19 protein-coding genes and 2 pseudogenes are annotated in these 14,752 nt (G+C 62.2%); 4 read left to right on the top strand and 17 right to left on the bottom strand.

Going from position 1 to position 14,752, the window contains the following annotated elements; translation table 11 throughout:
• Entirely contained in the window at window positions 1–1,602 is a 1,602-nt protein-coding gene (locus B6S01_RS15570) for a carboxyl transferase domain-containing protein (protein WP_037468264.1), read from the bottom strand.
• Window positions 1,599–2,713, bottom strand: a pseudogene (locus tag B6S01_RS15565) (acyl-CoA dehydrogenase family protein). The gene B6S01_RS15570 and the pseudogene B6S01_RS15565 overlap by 4 nt, the downstream one beginning before the upstream one ends.
• 136 nt (window positions 2,714–2,849) lie before the next feature.
• On the opposite strand from B6S01_RS15565, the pseudogene B6S01_RS15560 reads away from it, so the two are divergent.
• Window positions 2,850–2,963, top strand: a pseudogene (locus tag B6S01_RS15560) (LysR family transcriptional regulator); the annotation flags it as partial.
• 28 nt (window positions 2,964–2,991) lie between these two features.
• On the opposite strand, the gene B6S01_RS15555 reads toward B6S01_RS15560, so the two are convergent.
• From B6S01_RS15555 to B6S01_RS15525, 7 genes are all read right to left on the bottom strand, one after another.
• Window positions 2,992–4,145, bottom strand: a protein-coding gene (locus tag B6S01_RS15555; protein WP_094182604.1) for an IS3 family transposase whose coding sequence is annotated in 2 segments (ribosomal slippage) — window positions 2,992–3,887 and window positions 3,887–4,145 — 1,155 coding nt in all. Because the reading frame shifts where the segments join, the coding sequence is not laid out codon by codon here.
• A gap of 61 nt (window positions 4,146–4,206) precedes the next feature.
• Window positions 4,207–4,404 carry a hypothetical protein gene (locus B6S01_RS15550; RefSeq protein WP_081570500.1) on the bottom strand — a complete coding sequence of 66 codons (198 nt, stop codon included), beginning with the start codon at window positions 4,402–4,404 and terminating at the stop codon, window positions 4,207–4,209.
• Window positions 4,405–4,551: 147 nt separating this feature from the next.
• Window positions 4,552–6,615 (bottom strand): glycoside hydrolase family 65 protein, encoded by a 2,064-nt coding sequence (locus B6S01_RS15545; protein WP_051908336.1) that lies wholly within the window; start codon window positions 6,613–6,615, stop codon window positions 4,552–4,554.
• Between the two features lie 20 nt (window positions 6,616–6,635).
• A complete protein-coding gene (locus tag B6S01_RS15540) occupies window positions 6,636–6,839 on the bottom strand; it encodes a hypothetical protein (RefSeq protein ID WP_037467131.1) in 204 nt (67 codons plus the stop codon).
• Window positions 6,832–7,629, bottom strand: a complete 798-nt coding sequence (locus tag B6S01_RS15535) for an SDR family NAD(P)-dependent oxidoreductase (protein ID WP_037467077.1) — start codon at window positions 7,627–7,629, stop codon at window positions 6,832–6,834. Before B6S01_RS15535 ends, B6S01_RS15540 begins: the two co-directional genes overlap by 8 nt.
• Complete coding sequence (locus B6S01_RS15530) at window positions 7,616–8,830, bottom strand: zinc-dependent alcohol dehydrogenase (RefSeq protein ID WP_037467079.1); 1,215 nt, start codon at window positions 8,828–8,830, stop codon at window positions 7,616–7,618. The genes B6S01_RS15535 and B6S01_RS15530 overlap by 14 nt, the downstream gene beginning before the upstream one ends.
• Entirely contained in the window at window positions 8,830–9,414 is a 585-nt protein-coding gene (locus B6S01_RS15525; protein ID WP_037467081.1) for an SRPBCC family protein, read from the bottom strand. Before B6S01_RS15525 ends, B6S01_RS15530 begins: the two co-directional genes overlap by 1 nt.
• 176 nt (window positions 9,415–9,590) lie before the next feature.
• Here B6S01_RS15525 and B6S01_RS15520 point away from each other — a divergent pair, with 176 nt between their 5' ends.
• Both B6S01_RS15520 and B6S01_RS15515 read left to right on the top strand, forming a co-directional pair.
• Window positions 9,591–10,142, top strand: a complete 552-nt coding sequence (locus B6S01_RS15520) for a hemerythrin domain-containing protein (protein ID WP_037467083.1) — start codon at window positions 9,591–9,593, stop codon at window positions 10,140–10,142.
• A gap of 15 nt (window positions 10,143–10,157) precedes the next feature.
• A complete protein-coding gene (locus B6S01_RS15515; protein ID WP_037467085.1) occupies window positions 10,158–10,412 on the top strand; it encodes a hypothetical protein in 255 nt (84 codons plus the stop codon).
• A 29-nt stretch (window positions 10,413–10,441) separates the two neighbouring features.
• Here B6S01_RS15515 and B6S01_RS21140 read toward each other — a convergent pair whose 3' ends face one another.
• Both B6S01_RS21140 and B6S01_RS22020 read right to left on the bottom strand, forming a co-directional pair.
• On the bottom strand, window positions 10,442–10,603 hold the full coding sequence (locus B6S01_RS21140; RefSeq protein ID WP_156103375.1) for a hypothetical protein: 162 nt from the start codon (window positions 10,601–10,603) through the stop codon (window positions 10,442–10,444).
• 61 nt (window positions 10,604–10,664) lie between these two features.
• Entirely contained in the window at window positions 10,665–11,048 is a 384-nt protein-coding gene (locus tag B6S01_RS22020) for a hypothetical protein (RefSeq protein WP_269319826.1), read from the bottom strand.
• Between B6S01_RS22020 and B6S01_RS22015 the strand changes: the two genes are divergently transcribed.
• Window positions 10,947–11,183 (top strand): hypothetical protein, encoded by a 237-nt coding sequence (locus B6S01_RS22015; RefSeq protein WP_037467089.1) that lies wholly within the window; start codon window positions 10,947–10,949, stop codon window positions 11,181–11,183. The genes B6S01_RS22020 and B6S01_RS22015 overlap by 102 nt on opposite strands.
• On the opposite strand, the gene B6S01_RS22010 is transcribed toward B6S01_RS22015, so the two are convergent.
• The 6 genes from B6S01_RS22010 to B6S01_RS15485 form a co-directional block, all read right to left on the bottom strand.
• Window positions 11,110–11,397 (bottom strand): CinA family protein, encoded by a 288-nt coding sequence (locus tag B6S01_RS22010; protein WP_269319824.1) that lies wholly within the window; start codon window positions 11,395–11,397, stop codon window positions 11,110–11,112. The genes B6S01_RS22015 and B6S01_RS22010 overlap by 74 nt on opposite strands.
• 280 nt (window positions 11,398–11,677) lie before the next feature.
• Window positions 11,678–12,184 (bottom strand): DUF421 domain-containing protein, encoded by a 507-nt coding sequence (locus B6S01_RS15505; RefSeq protein ID WP_037467092.1) that lies wholly within the window; start codon window positions 12,182–12,184, stop codon window positions 11,678–11,680.
• 47 nt (window positions 12,185–12,231) lie between these two features.
• Entirely contained in the window at window positions 12,232–12,693 is a 462-nt protein-coding gene (locus B6S01_RS15500; protein ID WP_037467095.1) for an MgtC/SapB family protein, read from the bottom strand.
• Window positions 12,693–14,012, bottom strand: a complete 1,320-nt coding sequence (locus B6S01_RS15495; protein ID WP_197053223.1) for a DUF2254 domain-containing protein — start codon at window positions 14,010–14,012, stop codon at window positions 12,693–12,695. The genes B6S01_RS15500 and B6S01_RS15495 overlap by 1 nt, the downstream gene beginning before the upstream one ends.
• Window positions 14,009–14,371 (bottom strand): hypothetical protein, encoded by a 363-nt coding sequence (locus B6S01_RS15490; protein ID WP_169802883.1) that lies wholly within the window; start codon window positions 14,369–14,371, stop codon window positions 14,009–14,011. Before B6S01_RS15490 ends, B6S01_RS15495 begins: the two co-directional genes overlap by 4 nt.
• Window positions 14,372–14,461: 90 nt before the next feature.
• A complete protein-coding gene (locus tag B6S01_RS15485; protein ID WP_037467100.1) occupies window positions 14,462–14,674 on the bottom strand; it encodes a hypothetical protein in 213 nt (70 codons plus the stop codon).
• Window positions 14,675–14,752 lie beyond the last annotated feature (78 nt).

Raw genomic sequence — 14,752 nt, 5'->3', positions numbered from 1 at the left:
TTACATCCGGAACACGCCGAACGACGGGCGTTCGGGGATGGGAGCGTTGAGGGCGGCGGCGAAAGCGAGTGCAAGCACATCGCGGGTCTGGGCGGGATCGATGATGCCATCGTCCCACAGGCGCGCGGTCGCGTACCATGGATTGCCCTCATCCTCATATTTGCGGCGGATCGGCGCCTTGAAGGCCTCCGCTTCCTCGGATGTCCATTTGGCGGCGTCGCGGTGGACGGTCGCCAGCACGCTCGCGGCCTGTTCCCCGCCCATCACCGATATCCGGCTGTTGGGCCAGGTGAAGAGGAAGCGGGGCTGATAGGCCCTGCCGCACATGCCGTAATTGCCCGCCCCGAAGCTGCCGCCGATCAGGACGGTGATCTTGGGCACACTGGCGGTCGCAACCGCTGTCACCAGCTTCGCGCCATTCTTGGCGATGCCTTCGGCCTCATATTTGCCCCCGACCATGAAGCCGGAGATGTTTTGCAGGAAGAGCAATGGAATGCGGCGCTGGCAGGCCAATTCGATGAAATGCGCACCCTTGACCGCGCTTTCGCTGAACAGCACGCCGTTGTTGGCGAGGATCGCGACCGGCATCCCCCAGATGTGAGCAAAGCCGCATACCAATGTCGTGCCGTACAGCGCCTTGAACTCATGAAACTCGCTCCCATCGACGATGCGCGCGACCACCTCGCGCACATCGTAGGGCGCGCGCACGTCCTGCGGGATGATGCCGTACAGTTCGGCGGGATCATATTTGGGTGCGGCCGGTTCCTGTAGGTTGACCGACGGCGTTCCCTGCGGCGCGAGCGTGCCGACTATGTCGCGGACAATGCTGAGCGCATGTTCGTCATTTTCCGCGACATGGTCGACCACCCCCGATTGGCGGCCGTGCAGATCGCCGCCGCCCAGATCCTCCGCGCTGATCACCTCGCCCGTCGCTGCTTCCACCAGCGGCGGGCCTGCGAGGAAGATCGTGCCCTGGTTGCGCACGATCACAGTTTCGTCCGACATGGCGGGCACATAGGCGCCGCCCGCCGTGCAACTGCCCATGACGCAGGCGATCTGCGGAATGCCGCGCGCGGACATTTGCGCCTGATTGTAGAAGATGCGACCGAAATGGTCGCGGTCGGGGAAGACTTCGCTCTGGTGCGGCAAGTTCGCGCCGCCGCTATCGACCAGATAGATGCACGGCAGGTTGTTTTCGAGCGCGATTTCCTGCGCACGCAAATGCTTCTTCACCGTCATGGGGAAATAGGTTCCGCCCTTCACGGTCGCGTCATTGGCCGCGATCATGACCTGCCGGCCCGCGACCCGCCCGATCCCCGCGATGATCCCCGCCCCCGCAACATCTCCGCCGTAAAGCCCGTTTGCCGCGAGCTGCCCGATTTCCAGGAAGGGGCTGCCGACATCCAGCAGATTTTCGACGCGATCGCGCGGCAGCAGCTTGCCGCGGCTGACATGCCGCTCACGCGCATGCAGGCCCCCGCCCAGCGCCGCGGTGGCGACATCCGCGCGCAACTGCTCGGCCAGCGAACGATTATGCGCCGCGTTCGCATGGAACGTATCGCTTTCTACGGCGACGGCGGTTTCAAGAATGGTTCCGGTCATTGTGCTGCTCCGATCAGTTCGCGGCCGATCAGCATGCGCCGGATCTCATTCGTCCCCGCGCCGATGTCGAGCAGCTTTGCATCGCGCATGTAGCGTTCGACCGGCCAGTCCTTTGTATAGCCGGCCCCCCCAGCGCCTGCACCGCCTCCAGCGCGACCTTCATCGCATTCTCGCTCGCCAGCAATATCGCACCGGCTGCGTCAAAACGGGTGGTCTTGCCGGCATCGCAGCTTTTCGCCACCGCGTAGACATAGGCGCGCGCGCTATTCAGCGCGACATACATGTCCGCGACCTTCGCCTGCATCAGCTGGAAGGAGCCGATCGGCTGGCCGAATTGCGTGCGTTCGCGGACATAAGGGAGCACGGTATCGAGGCAGGCCTGCATGATGCCCAGCTGGATGCCGGACAGCACCGCGCGTTCATAGTCGAGCCCGCTCATCAGCACCTTCACCCCGCCATGGAGCGGCCCCATGATGTTTTCGCGCGGCACTTCACATCCATCGAACACCAGTTCCGCCGTCGGCGATCCGCGCATGCCGACCTTGTCGATCTTCTGGCCAATCGAAAAGCCGGGCATGTCCTTCTCGACGAGGAAGGCGGTGATGCCCTTGCTGCCCTCGCCCGTCTTGGCAAAAACGACCAGCGTGTCGGCACAGGCCGCGTTCGTGATCCAGAATTTCGTGCCGTCCAGCACATAGCCCTTGTCGGTCTCGCGCGCCTTGAGCTTCATCGACATCACGTCCGAACCGGCGCCGACTTCCGACATGGCGAGGCTACCGACATGTTCGCCGGAAATCAGCTTGGGCAGATATTTCGCCTTCTGCGCCTCATTGGCCCAGCGGCGGATCTGGTTGACGCACAGGTTGGAGTGCGCGCCATAGCTGAGCCCGATCGACGCCGATGCGCGGCTGACTTCCTCGCAGGCGATGACATGCTCCAGATAACCGAGGCCAAGACCGCCCCACTCTTCCTCGACAGTGATGCCATGAAGGCCCAGCTCACCCATGGCAGTCCACAGCTCATCGCGCGGGAACCAGTCGTCAGCGTCGATCTTCACGGCGAGCGGGGCAATGCGGTCGGCCGCAAAGCGAGCCGCGGTTTCACGGATCATGTCGGCATTCTCGCCGAGCGCGAAGTCGAAATCAGGCGTCACTTGCCTCTCCCGCGATAGATTATACGGCGAGATTATCAGGTGTGTGGCCTTTTGAAAAATTGACCCTGCTATAATCATATTATAGATCTCTTCTATGATAGAACGCTATCTTATCCACTATTTTCTAGCGGTAATGGACCAAGGGAATTTCTCTCGCGCCGCTCAACTGTGCCATGTCTCTCAGCCGACTCTGTCGGTGGGAATTGCAAATGACCTGCCCCCCGCTGGTCCCGCGGTCATAACGAGAGTCCACCGGTTTGATATTCGTGCTGTCCCACCGGCACAAGCGCGCCGGGTGGGACGCTTCCATTTTGCAGGAACGCCCGGCGCGCTTGTGCCGGTGTTCGGTTCCCCAGGGATGAGTGCGGTCTGACGTTGTTATAGTCATAGCGCCAGACAGCCAGCTTGCGGCGGGCGTCGGCAAGGCTGTCGAACAGTTCCTCATTCAAGAGCTCGTCGCGCAGCGACCCATTGAACGATTCAATGAACGCATTCTGCTGCGGCTTGCCGGGATCGATGTAGTGCCACTCGACCCGGTTCTCGCTCGCCCATTTCAGGATCGCCCGGCTGGTGAACTCGGTCCCGTTGTCGCTGACGATGCAAGTCGGTTTGCCATATAGCCGCACCAGCGTGTCCAGCTCGCGCGCCACCCGCACGCCGGAGATGCTGGTGTCACCTACGAGGCAGAGGTTTTCGCGACAGAAGTCATCGTTGATCGCCAAGATGCGCAGCCGGCGGGAGGCGCCGAACGTATCGGCCACGAAGTCCATCGACCAGCGGGCGTTCGGCCGCAGCGGGACCGGCATCGGCGTTCGACTGCCGCGAGCCCGCTTGCGCCCGCGCCGGCGGCGGACCGACAGACCCTCCTCCCGGTACAGCCGGTAGAGCTTCTTGTGGTTCATGATGTGCCCCTTGCGTTCGAGCATCACGCCGACGCGCCGGTAACCGAACCGGCGACGCGCAGCGGCGATCTCGCGCATCTCCTCGCGGATCTCGGCGTGGTCGGGCGGACGTTCTCGCCGGACCGTCTTGGGATCGACGCCAACCAGCCCGCAAGCCCGGCGCTGCGAGACCTCGTAGTCCCGCATCACGCCGAGCGCTGCGTCCCGTCGCTGGCCTGGCGTCGTCAGACTTTTCCCAACAGGTCCTTCAGGATCGCGTTGTCCAGCACGCTCTCGGCGAGCAACCGCTTGAGCTTCGCGTTCTCGTCCTCCAGCTGGCGCAGCCGCCGTGCATCGGACACCTCCAGGCCGCCGTACTTGGCCTTCAGCTTGTAGAATGTCGCCGGGCTCAGCCCATGCTTGCGGCAAACCTCCGCCGTGGGGAGCCCGGCCTCCTGCTCCTTGATCATGCCGATGATCTGCTCCTCGGTGAAACGGCTCTTCCTCATTCGTCTGCTCCTTCGTTGGGGCAGACTCTACATCAAATCGAGGGAGCCAGCGGGGGGCAGGTCACTCACCTTCGCCACCCTGCTGGCGACGTTGATCGTCCTCCTGATTTTGCTGGCCCGGGTTGCGTTCTTGCTGACCACCTTGCTGCCCGCCACCCTGCTGGGTCCGGCCGGTATCCTGCTGGTTCTGTTGACCAGGATTCTGGCTCTGTCCGCCTTGCTGGTTGCCCATTTGATTGTCTTGGTTCTGATTTGCCATTTTAGGATCCTCTCGTGCCGAAATGGCACATCATCAAAACCCGCCCCGTTGTACGGGGGTTCCCTGCGCGACTTCCCGCCAATCAATACTGGCAATTGAGCGCGGCGGTATTTGGCATCGACGCGCCTTGCGGGCGGGCGGAGCCCTTCATGCCTTAAGGAGCCGCGCTTGCGCCGCCCCGTGCGTAGCTTCCATCCGCATCGGCGTCCCTCCAACCCACAGCCGATCGACGGTGATGCCTTTCCATCCAGAAGGCAGGACTACAGGCCGTCGTCCCCACTCCGACGGATCGGCATCTGAAATCTCTATCCCTGGCAGGCCGAGCAGCATCGTCATCAGCATCCCGCCGATATTTGCCATGAAGGGACCGGCAGGCACCTTGGAGTCCGGATGATCCTCCCGATATTCCAGGCATTGGTGAAAACGCCCCTTGTCATAGGCAACATAACCTTCTTCGAACAGCTTCAGCGCCAATGCCCGATCCCCCCGCATGGCTGCCCAAACCGGATAGAATGCCGGCAGCATCGGCGATCCCGCATAGTCCGGCCAATGCGACAGAAAGAGATCGAGCGTCGCCTTCTCCTGCCGGCCGGTCGCCGGATAATTCATTGGGAACAGGCCGGCGAGCGGCGATGGGGTCGCCCCCTTGGGTTCACTGATGCGGAACTCTTCATGCGACGCGATGACGCCGTCACTGCGGACCGGCAAATGCAGGTTCTCCGCCATGTCACGCCAATTGGAAGGTATCTCTGCCCCGATCGACAGGCCGATGCGGATCGTCCGGCGCAGCAGGTCATAAGCCGTCATCAGCGTAAAGCTGTCATTATCGGGCGGCTCGGGCACTTCGGCCGGTCCGGTCGCCCGTAGCAGTTCAAAGCCCCGCGTCGTCCACGTCACGCGCGAAGCCAGCCAGTCCGCTACGCCCGACAATATGGGCCAGCCTGTCTCTCGCAGATAGCGCATATCGCGTTCCGCCTCGGCTTGGAGCGCGAAGGAGCGCGCGACATGGAGCGAGACATGGGCCGCATGCGCCGCGCCCGATCCGGGGCCGGGCGTCGCTTCCTCGCCCGAACGCGGCGCCGCCTCCCAAGGGAAACGCAGTCCATCCTTGTTGTCGAGCATCGCATACATCCGCGCGGCATCGACATGCCGTGCGCGAAAGCCGAGCAGGCTGCGCGCCGCCGTGGGCTGGACCAGCAATAGGGGCGGGACGCAGAAGGCGTCGATGTCCCACATCACATGCCCAAAATAATAATTGTAGTTGGGCCAGCTCGCGAGCCCGAACATCGACGTCGCGGCGGGCGACGACCTGTGGGCGGAGCTGTTGAGATAGAAGAAGCCCGCATCGATCAGGCGTTGATGATCCGCGCTCGCGCCATCGACAACTATCCGGCCCTCCCACAATTCCCGCCAGCTTTCCCGATTGAGGTCGCGCAACCGGTCGAAACCCAGCTCTTTGCCCTTGGCAAGCCGCCGGATGGCCTCGTCCATCGGGCGATGATGAACAAGGGACGGAACGAGAGCGGCGATCTGCTCCAGCTGCACCGTTCTGCCGCGCTTCAGCTCGACGGAATATTCGGCATTAAGCGATCCCGAGCCATGCTTATCCCGAAAGCAGGGCTCGTCCGTGGCTTGCGGGCATTCGCTGTGGCATGCGATGCCGCAGCAACTGAAGTCGCCCTCGGGTACCCAAAGCATCGCACCGTTGCCCCATGCCGCCTGCTGTCCCGCCTTACGCTCGTCCGCTCGGCCGCGCGAACCCGCCGTTGCGATGTCGGCCCGAAGCCGGACCGTGCAGGAACTATCGGCCGTCAGTTCAATGCGTTGCAGCACCAACGCGGGATCACTACGGCTGGCAAAGGTCAGGATCTCCACGCGGATCGCAAGTTCGCCGATATGGAATGTGAAGCCGCTGAAAAGCTCCCCGCCAGCGAAATCATATCGCTGTGTCGCATCGCTGATGAGCCAGGGCTGTTCGGTCAGCCAGGTCTCCCCAATGCCCAAGTCGGCGGCTAGCGGATAAGGGACGGGGACCGCAGCCTCGACCGGCTCCTCGGCATGCAGGCCCACCACGCCATTGACGATGGCCGAACCGGGTAACATGGGAATCTCGCGCACGCGAAGACCCACAAGACCGTTAGCCACATAGGCAGGGAGATCGTCGCCGCGAAAGCCGTCAACCGGATCTGAACTGAGCGGTTCCCATCCCATGGATCATCTCTCAGTGGTTTTCATGGACGGGAGTCCCGCCGATCCTTTTCCGGATAATCTTCCGGCCTCACCGTGCCGACACTAGGACGATCTTCGACCTCTTCCTGCGGCTGGCCGCCGCCAGTCCGTGGGTCTTCCTTTTCCCGTCCCGGCAACGTGTCGCCCAGCGGACCGCGCGGTGTTTCGGCATTGTCCGGCTTATGCTGCCCTTTGCGTTCAGTCATCGTCATGCTCCTCTGCTGTGCCGGGCTCGGCCATCTTGCGATGCTGCTCCGCCAGGACGGAGGCAGGCGTGACATGCGCGGCTGCGGCCTGAAGCTTGTTCTTCCAACCCGACACGATATGCGCCTTGCCCGCCATGAGCGCGTCCCAGCCATCCTGGGCGACCTTGGCGGGATCATCCTTTTCTTCCGCCCCCACTTTGGTATCCAGCATGTCCGCCCGCTCGAAAAATTCCGTTTCGGTCGCACCCGGCATCAGGGTCGTGATCGTGACACCCTTGGCATCCTTGATCTCATTCCGCAGGGCGTCGGCAAAGCTGTCGATAAACGCCTTCGAACCGTTATAGACCGCGTGAAAGGAGCCCGGGATAAACCCGGCAATGGAACCCGTAATCAGTACCTTGCCCTGATTGCGGGCAACCATGGCCTGCAACACCTTCTGCAGCAGATAGAGGGTGCCGGTGACGTTGGTGTCGATCACCCGTCGCCAGTCGGTGGCCTCCTGCTCCAGAAAGCCATGGCCTATCCCACGGCCGGCATTGGCGCATAGCAGATCGATCGTCCGCCCATTCGTCGCCGCCAACAGCCTATCCACGCCTTCCAGGGTCGCAAGATCGGCCTCCGCCGCTTCCACCTCCACGCCATGACGGCGGAAGTCGGTAGCGGCCGCCTCGATCAGTGGCTCGTCCGCCACAACCAGCAGGTGATAGCCATTTTGCGCGGCAAGATGGGCCAGTTCGAACCCGATACCGGTCGAGGCACCGGTGACGATGGCGAACTTAGTGGCTGCCATGGCGGCTCTCCTCTTTCTGGCTGGCGGCCATGCCCGGTTTCAAGACGACCTTGGTCACTTCGTCCTGATGGTCGTGGAACATGCGATATCCCTCCGCCGCCTCTTCCAGAGGAAGGCGGTGGCTGATGAGGAAAGTGGTATCGATCTTCTCTTCCATGATCGCATGGAGCAGGCCGGGCATATAATGCTGCACATGGGTCTGGCCGGTCTTGAGCGTCAGCCCCTTTTCCATGAAGGCCCCCAGCGGAAACTTGTCGACGAACCCGCCATAGACGGCGGGCATCGACACGCGCCCGCCCTTGCGGCAGGCCAGAATGGCCTGACGGATGGAGTGCGTCCGGTCGGTGCCGAGGAAGGTGGACACCTTGATCTGGTCCCACACATTGTCGGCGAAGAACCCATGCGCCTCCAGCCCCACTGCGTCGATGCAGGCGTCGGGGCCGATGCCGCCGGTCATTTCCATCAGCGCGTCATAGGTTTTCGTTTGCTCATAGTTGATCGTCTGCGCGCCAAAACGCGCCGCGAGTTCCAGTCGTCGAGGAAAATGGTCGATGGCAATGACCCGCTCTGCTCCCATCAGGAAAGCCGACTGGACCGCGAACAGCCCGACCGGCCCGCAACCCCATACCGCGACAGTATCCCCCGGTTCGATCCCAGCATTTTCCGCCGCCATCCAGCCAGTGGGCAAGATATCTGAAAGGAAGAGCACCTTGTCGTCCTCCACCCCATCGGGGATGACGATCGGGCCTACGTCGGAGAAGGGCACACGTACATATTCCGCCTGTCCGCCCGCGTAGCCGCCCGTCATATGGCTGTAGCCGAACAGCCCTGACATGGGCTGGCCGTAGATGGTCTGGCCGATGTCCTGATTGTCAGCCGGCAGGCCATTGTCGCACGCGGAATATTGATGCTTGCTGCAATGAAAGCATCCACCGCATGCAATGGTGAACGGCACAACAACACGCTGTCCCTTTCGCAGCGTCGATTTCGGTCCCGTTTCAACGACCTCCCCCATGAATTCATGGCCCAATATATCGCCCGCTTTCATCGTCGGAATATAGCCGTCGTAAAGATGAAGGTCGGACCCGCAGATGGCCGTGGAAGTGATGCGGATGATCGCGTCACGAGGATTTATGATCTCCGGGTCGTCCACTGTCTCCACCCGGACGTCATGCTTGCCATGCCATGTCAGCGCTCGCATCAGATCTCCTCCTGTTCGTTCCGGGTGCGTGCCGAAGTCGCTATTTCGCCTGTCTCCATCAACTGTTTGAAACGCCGCAGGTCCCTCCGCGCCTGAATCGCCGGTTCTCGCTGAAACATTTTAGCAATTGCCTTGCCAATGATCCCACCCGGCTGATCATAAAGGATCGTCGCGCTAACCCATGTTCCGCGCCCACCCGGCGCGTCGCGGAAATCGATCCGGCCACTATTGGGAACGTCGGCGCCATCCTCGGAAGCCCAGGCGATCGTCTCACCGGGCCTGTCCTCGGTAATGGCAGAAATCCACTCCACCCTCTTTCCGGCGGGAGCTTTTACCGTCCAGTGGGTGCGCCCCTCCGCCATCGGCGCCACCGAAACCACATTTTCCATAAACTGCGGCAAATTGGTGAAGTCGCGCCAAAAGGCATATAGCTCCGCCCTGGGGCGATTGATGGTCACCGTCCTGCCGACCAGCGTATCTCCCTGAGGTTCGATCCGCTGGTCTGCCGACTGTTCGCTGTGATCTTCCTTGCTCGTGATAAGCGGCGCGTCGTCGCTCGGGAGCGGCGCCTTGTTGTCGGCCATGCTGAGCCTCCTGAAGAGTGATCAAGGCCCCAACCAGCGGGCCGGGAGCTCGTTCCCTCAGTTGACGACATACTGACACAGCCGCGCGATAATGGAGATAGAGGGCTCCTGCGGCAGGCTCCGGAACATGTGCGAATAGCCATCGTTGACCGGCCATCAGACAAAGGGAAAAACCCATGGCGCTTCATACCCATTACCCTTCACGATCCCAAAGCCTGCTGCTGGGCGCAGGCCTTGCCGTCCTCGGGCTTGCCGGGCGAAAGTTGATGGTTCAGGCACCGACCATGCTGGCAGGGGACTGGGACAAGGCGCTTGCCGCCGAACATAATGCAGCTCTCGCCTTGTTCGATGCCCTCGCCGAAACCGACGCCACAGCCAGCGCAAGGCGTCGGTTGATTCTGATGCAGCTCAAACATGCCCTGGGCAAACATGCGCTGGAGGAGGAGAATGCCATTTATCCCGCCATGCGCGAACATGGCATGAAGGCGGAAGCTGATGCGCTCAACGGTGAGCACGGTTACGTGAAGCAATATCTCTATGAGCTGTCGGACCTGCTGGACGATAATCCGGCCTTCCAGCAGAAGCTGGCCAAGTTCCGCGCTGACATCGAACGGCACATGAAGCAGGAGGAACAGGAACTTTTCCCACGTCTTCGTCAGGCACTCGACGACAGCGCGACCGGCCGCCTCACGCGGCGGATGAATCAGGAAGGGCTGAAACTGGCCTGACACAGGACATGACCGATGAACGAAGAGAATTCTGACAAGCGGATCGTAGCGACGGAGCGAACCCGCGATCCAAACGTCTCCACGGAAAACCAGCCCAAAGGGTCAGCCCGGCGACCGAGCGAGACACTCGACCGTACGGAAGCGGACAATCGCGGCCATCGGGCCAAGGACGGATCGGGCATTGTCGAAGGCAGCGGCGCCTCGGCCGGAGGCGGCGGTAATCCAGAAGATTATGACAGCGACAGCGCCGGGGGAGGAGAAGCCCAATGACGGCGCAAACGTCCAAGAGCGCGAATCTTTCATCCGAAAGTGATGCCCAGTCTGGAACTGGCGGCGGCAATCTGGCGCACGATATCGGATCGCGTGATGAGGAGCGGACAGCCACCGGCGGCGATTCCCGAGCCGACGCGGGTGACGAAGCAGGACAAGGAGCAGCCCGATACCGGAACCACGTCAGACAATGAAGGCGCGCAAGCCTCTAAGGCTTAGCGTAAGCGCCAAGGTTCCCAGCACTCACGTGCACTAAGGCTGATCAATTACCCGGCGCGGGTCCTGACGCGGCGGCCAGTTCATCCAGCCAAAGGTCAGCGTCTTCCGGCCCCCCGGCAATCCCAGTTCCTTCACCGCCCCGCTATTGACGGCCACCTCGCCTACCGACCCATGCGGAGTTGCGGCGGTGACCCGAACAAGTCCGTAGCGATGAAGGGACGTTAACTTTTCAGCAGTCTTAATTGGCTTCCCCATCATCTCTAGCGCGACCCGGAGCGATTTTATCCGCTCGTGTCCGCGCCTGATATCTCTAAAATGCTCGACGCGGCGGACTGTCTCGCCATTGCGCCGGGCGACAGCGAAATGGACAAGCCCAGCCTCGTCTCCATCTGCTCCCGAACCGGCAAAGCCGGCAATGGCAAGTCCAATGTCGGCGTGGGATTGCCCGAGCGCGCCCTACGCCTTGGCAATGGCGCCGTCACGGCTTTCCGCTCGCCGGGCATCGATCGGTCCCCGGAACGCCCAACGACTCGCACTTGGCCTCCTCGCTGACAGACGGCAAATCCCGTTTGACTGCATGGCTCGCCCCCTCGACATCGGTCAGCAACGAGGCGAGCAAACCGCCCGAGCAACTTTCCGCCGTTGCAAGCCGCAGTTCCGCTTCACATGCTGCCTTCAGGACGGCAGCGGCGGCATCCTCCTCGTGGGGCAATATAGGGGATAGCGTTTCGGCTGATCCCGCCTCTGGACTTCGCGGCTTGTCCATGATGCGTTGCCTCGTGCTGCCTGCTTAACGGTCATATTAAAAGAACCGGTTCTGCCGAGTTCGCCTACTTCGATCACGCATAGCAAATTTGACCTGGTTCCCCCCGATCTATCTTGGCCGCCGAGCCAACAGGCGATCGTGGACCTTCGAACAGCAGTTCAGCGTTTCTCTCGAAGCGGATATGGGAGAGCAGGATGCGGGTAATGGCGTGACACACCTCTTCATATGGTGCGTCGCGGTCGTCAAGATCGGACCACGAACTACGCTAAATCTGGTCGCCTCACCGCTGGACGGAACGTAGCGCGGTAAGTTCCTCCTCAGCGCTGTCGACAATAACGCTCATGCTGCCGTCAGTCTCCAGCACGACGGCGACGACCGCCTCGAGCCGACCATGGCCGGCATTTCGGACCGCAGCGTCGATCTCGGATTTGGTTACACGCTCCTGCGCCATTGCGTCGCGGCGATATTCGCCATTTTCAAGCAACAGCCGCGGCTTGGCGCGAGCCAGCGTTCGGAACCAGGCGCTCGACACCGATAATCGCGAGACCAGCCATTGCAGGCTGGCAAGGGCGGCGAAGGCAAGCACGCCCTCGCCAAGCGCGACGTCCTTACTCAGCAGGACGGTAGCCAACGTCGAGCCGAGTGCGACGGTGACAACCAGATCGAACGCGTTGAGCTTGGCCAGCGAGCGCTTGCCCGCGATCCGCAGCACCAAGACCATCGCGGCATAGGCAAGCAGCGAAACGATCGCGACGCGCAGCAAGCCGTGAAGATCGTCAAAGAACATGACACGCCAACGTTGCGCAAGCGCTTTCGCTCCGGCCTAGAGACACGCTAGTCAGCATCGTATTTACTGGTGAACGGCGCACTGACGACTAGGACGAGCAGTACGCCACCCGCCAGCAGCGCCGCAAGCCAAAGCAGGCCGACCCCGCAGATCAAGCCGATCGCGCCCGCCGCCCAGATCGAAGCGGCCGAGCCGGCGCCCTTGACGAAGCTGTCCTCGCGGAACATCGCGCCGGCACCGAGGAAGCCGATGCCGGTGATGACGCCGGCGAACACGCGGCTGAGGCCCAGATCGACATCCGGCTCGGTGGTGCGCGCGGCGAGCTCCATGATTGTCAGCGACAGCGAACAGGCCGCCAATGCGACGATCATGAAGGGGCGAAAATCGATGGGCTTGCCGCGTAGAAATCGGTCGATGCCGATCAGCATCGGCAACAGCATCGAGGCGCCGATCCGCAGCAGCGCTTCAGCCCACGAGATATGGACGGGGGAGAATGCACCTGCTTCCATCACTCATCATCCTTGAGGGGCGACCGGGTCGCACCTGTGTCGGGCGATCGACCAGTCCAGTACGACCGGTACACGCCGCGCACGCATTCGAGATCGGCAGCGGATGTCATCGCGGTCTGGCTGCGCGCAAGCGCGTCCGCCGCGCGTACCGCCAGCAGGCCATGCGCGGCAGGCGCTATCGCGGCGATCTCGGCGAGCGAGCGCTGAAGCTTGATCGCGACTTCGACGACGCCGGCGCCATCGCGCGCGATCGGTCGGAACAGGTCGTCGAGCAGGTCCTCGATCCTGATCGCAGGAAGCGTGACGTGCGCACTACCCACACCGCCATCCCGATCCTCGATGAGCAATGCCGCCATCACCCGCACACCCGCGCCCAGCACAGCGATGCCGGTGCCGGTGCCAGGGTCGTTGACCGCGGGCGACAACGCACGCGAGGCGATTTCCGAAAGCACGATCAGGCCGAGCCGTGGATCGTGGTCGAACTGGCGATGATGGTCGAAGGTGAATGCGTCACGGATCGCGGAAGCGCTCTTGTCGTCACCGCGGTCGAGCCAGGCGATCTCTCGCTCCGGCGTCACGAATGCGCCTGGCGTCACGGTTAGGTCGATCGCACAGCCGAGCTGCTCGGCGATCTCGTCGAGCGCCTTCAGGTCAATATGCGTAATGTAGCCGATCTTGTCCGAGTGGACGGAACATCTGCCGCGCGTGTTGGGACCGGCGGCGGGCAAGACCGTGACCATATACCCCGATCGATCGATCGCCGCCTGCGTCACCTTTTCCAAGCGATCGATCGTGTCGCCGACTCTGCCAAAGCTCGACAGATGGCCGATCCAGCGCAGGAGGGTGATGACGATGATCGCGATGACGAGGATGGTGCCGGCAAACAGGATGACCCGGCCGGATGTGCCGTAGATTCCGGTCGACAGCGCGCAGATGCCGACGATGGAAAACAGGAATGCGCCGATGAACGTCGAAAGCGCATTCTGCGCGGTAGGGTCCTCGACGAGCAATTGGGTCGCGCGCGGCGTGATCGTGCCACTTGCAGCGGAAAAGGCGGAGACCATAGCGGTGAGTGAGAAGGTGGTGACCGCCAACATCGAGGAGGCCAGAATCCCGAGAATGTTGTCGACCGCGTCTGAGCCGATCTTGGTGCTGATCTCGTAAGGGATGAACGGCGCGATGAACGCGGCGAGCAAGGCGAGCATGACCGACGAAAGCGAGAAGAGCGCGGCGCGAAACCAGATGCGGCGAAACAGCAGCCGCATCAACCATCGCCAGCGCGAACTCATGCGCGCGGCCTTCTCCACGGGCTCGCTCATGGAGCTATATCGGTTTCGTCGCTGCGCAATTTCGTGTCAGCGCGATCGGCGAAGCCCAGCGCCTTTGCGATCGGACCATCCCATCCATAGGGATAGGTGCGAAACGCCAGCTTGCCATCCTTGTCGATGAAAACGTTGCGATAGATCAGACGTACCGGGATCGCCGTGCTGAGGTAAATAAATTGCTGTTCTCCACCGCCCTGTGCCGCTTCCAGAAAGTCGATACGATCCAGACCGTGACGCGCGCGATGGGCCAAAGTCGACCCCAGCGAGTTTCGCGCGGCGTCACTCCAGCCGCCAGTCGGTTCACCCGCCTCCTGAGAGGCGGGTGCCGCTCGCGTCTGATTGGCTCCCGGCATGACAAGCATGACGGCCAGTAACGGGGATATCGCGTGGCGCGTCGCGCGCGAGGTATGGGGCAAAATGCTAGGGCCGGTCGTCATCGCGCTTTATCGCACCGCCGGCGCTTCGTTCGCGACAACCGTCTCGCGGCGCTCTTCGCTCATCGTCGCGGCGACATTTCGGTCGGCCGCAGAGATCGCGTGGGCGCGCGCTTCGGCGGATTCCTTGACCCGGTCGTCCAGACTGTCAGCTGGATTGTGATTGCATCCAGTGAGCGTCAGCGCACCCAGCGTGGCGGCATTGGCTGGGCTTATCTTCATCTGGGATCTCCCCGCAGCAGTTAAACGATGTCCTGCCACATCTGGACGCGGCGACGAGGCAGCGTGGCGTCGCATTGG

The organism is Sphingobium herbicidovorans (assembly GCF_002080435.1).
Lineage (GTDB): Bacteria > Pseudomonadota > Alphaproteobacteria > Sphingomonadales > Sphingomonadaceae > Sphingobium > Sphingobium herbicidovorans.
Note: the sequence above shows the minus strand (reverse complement) of the source record. Positions and strands in the feature narration are given on the sequence as shown.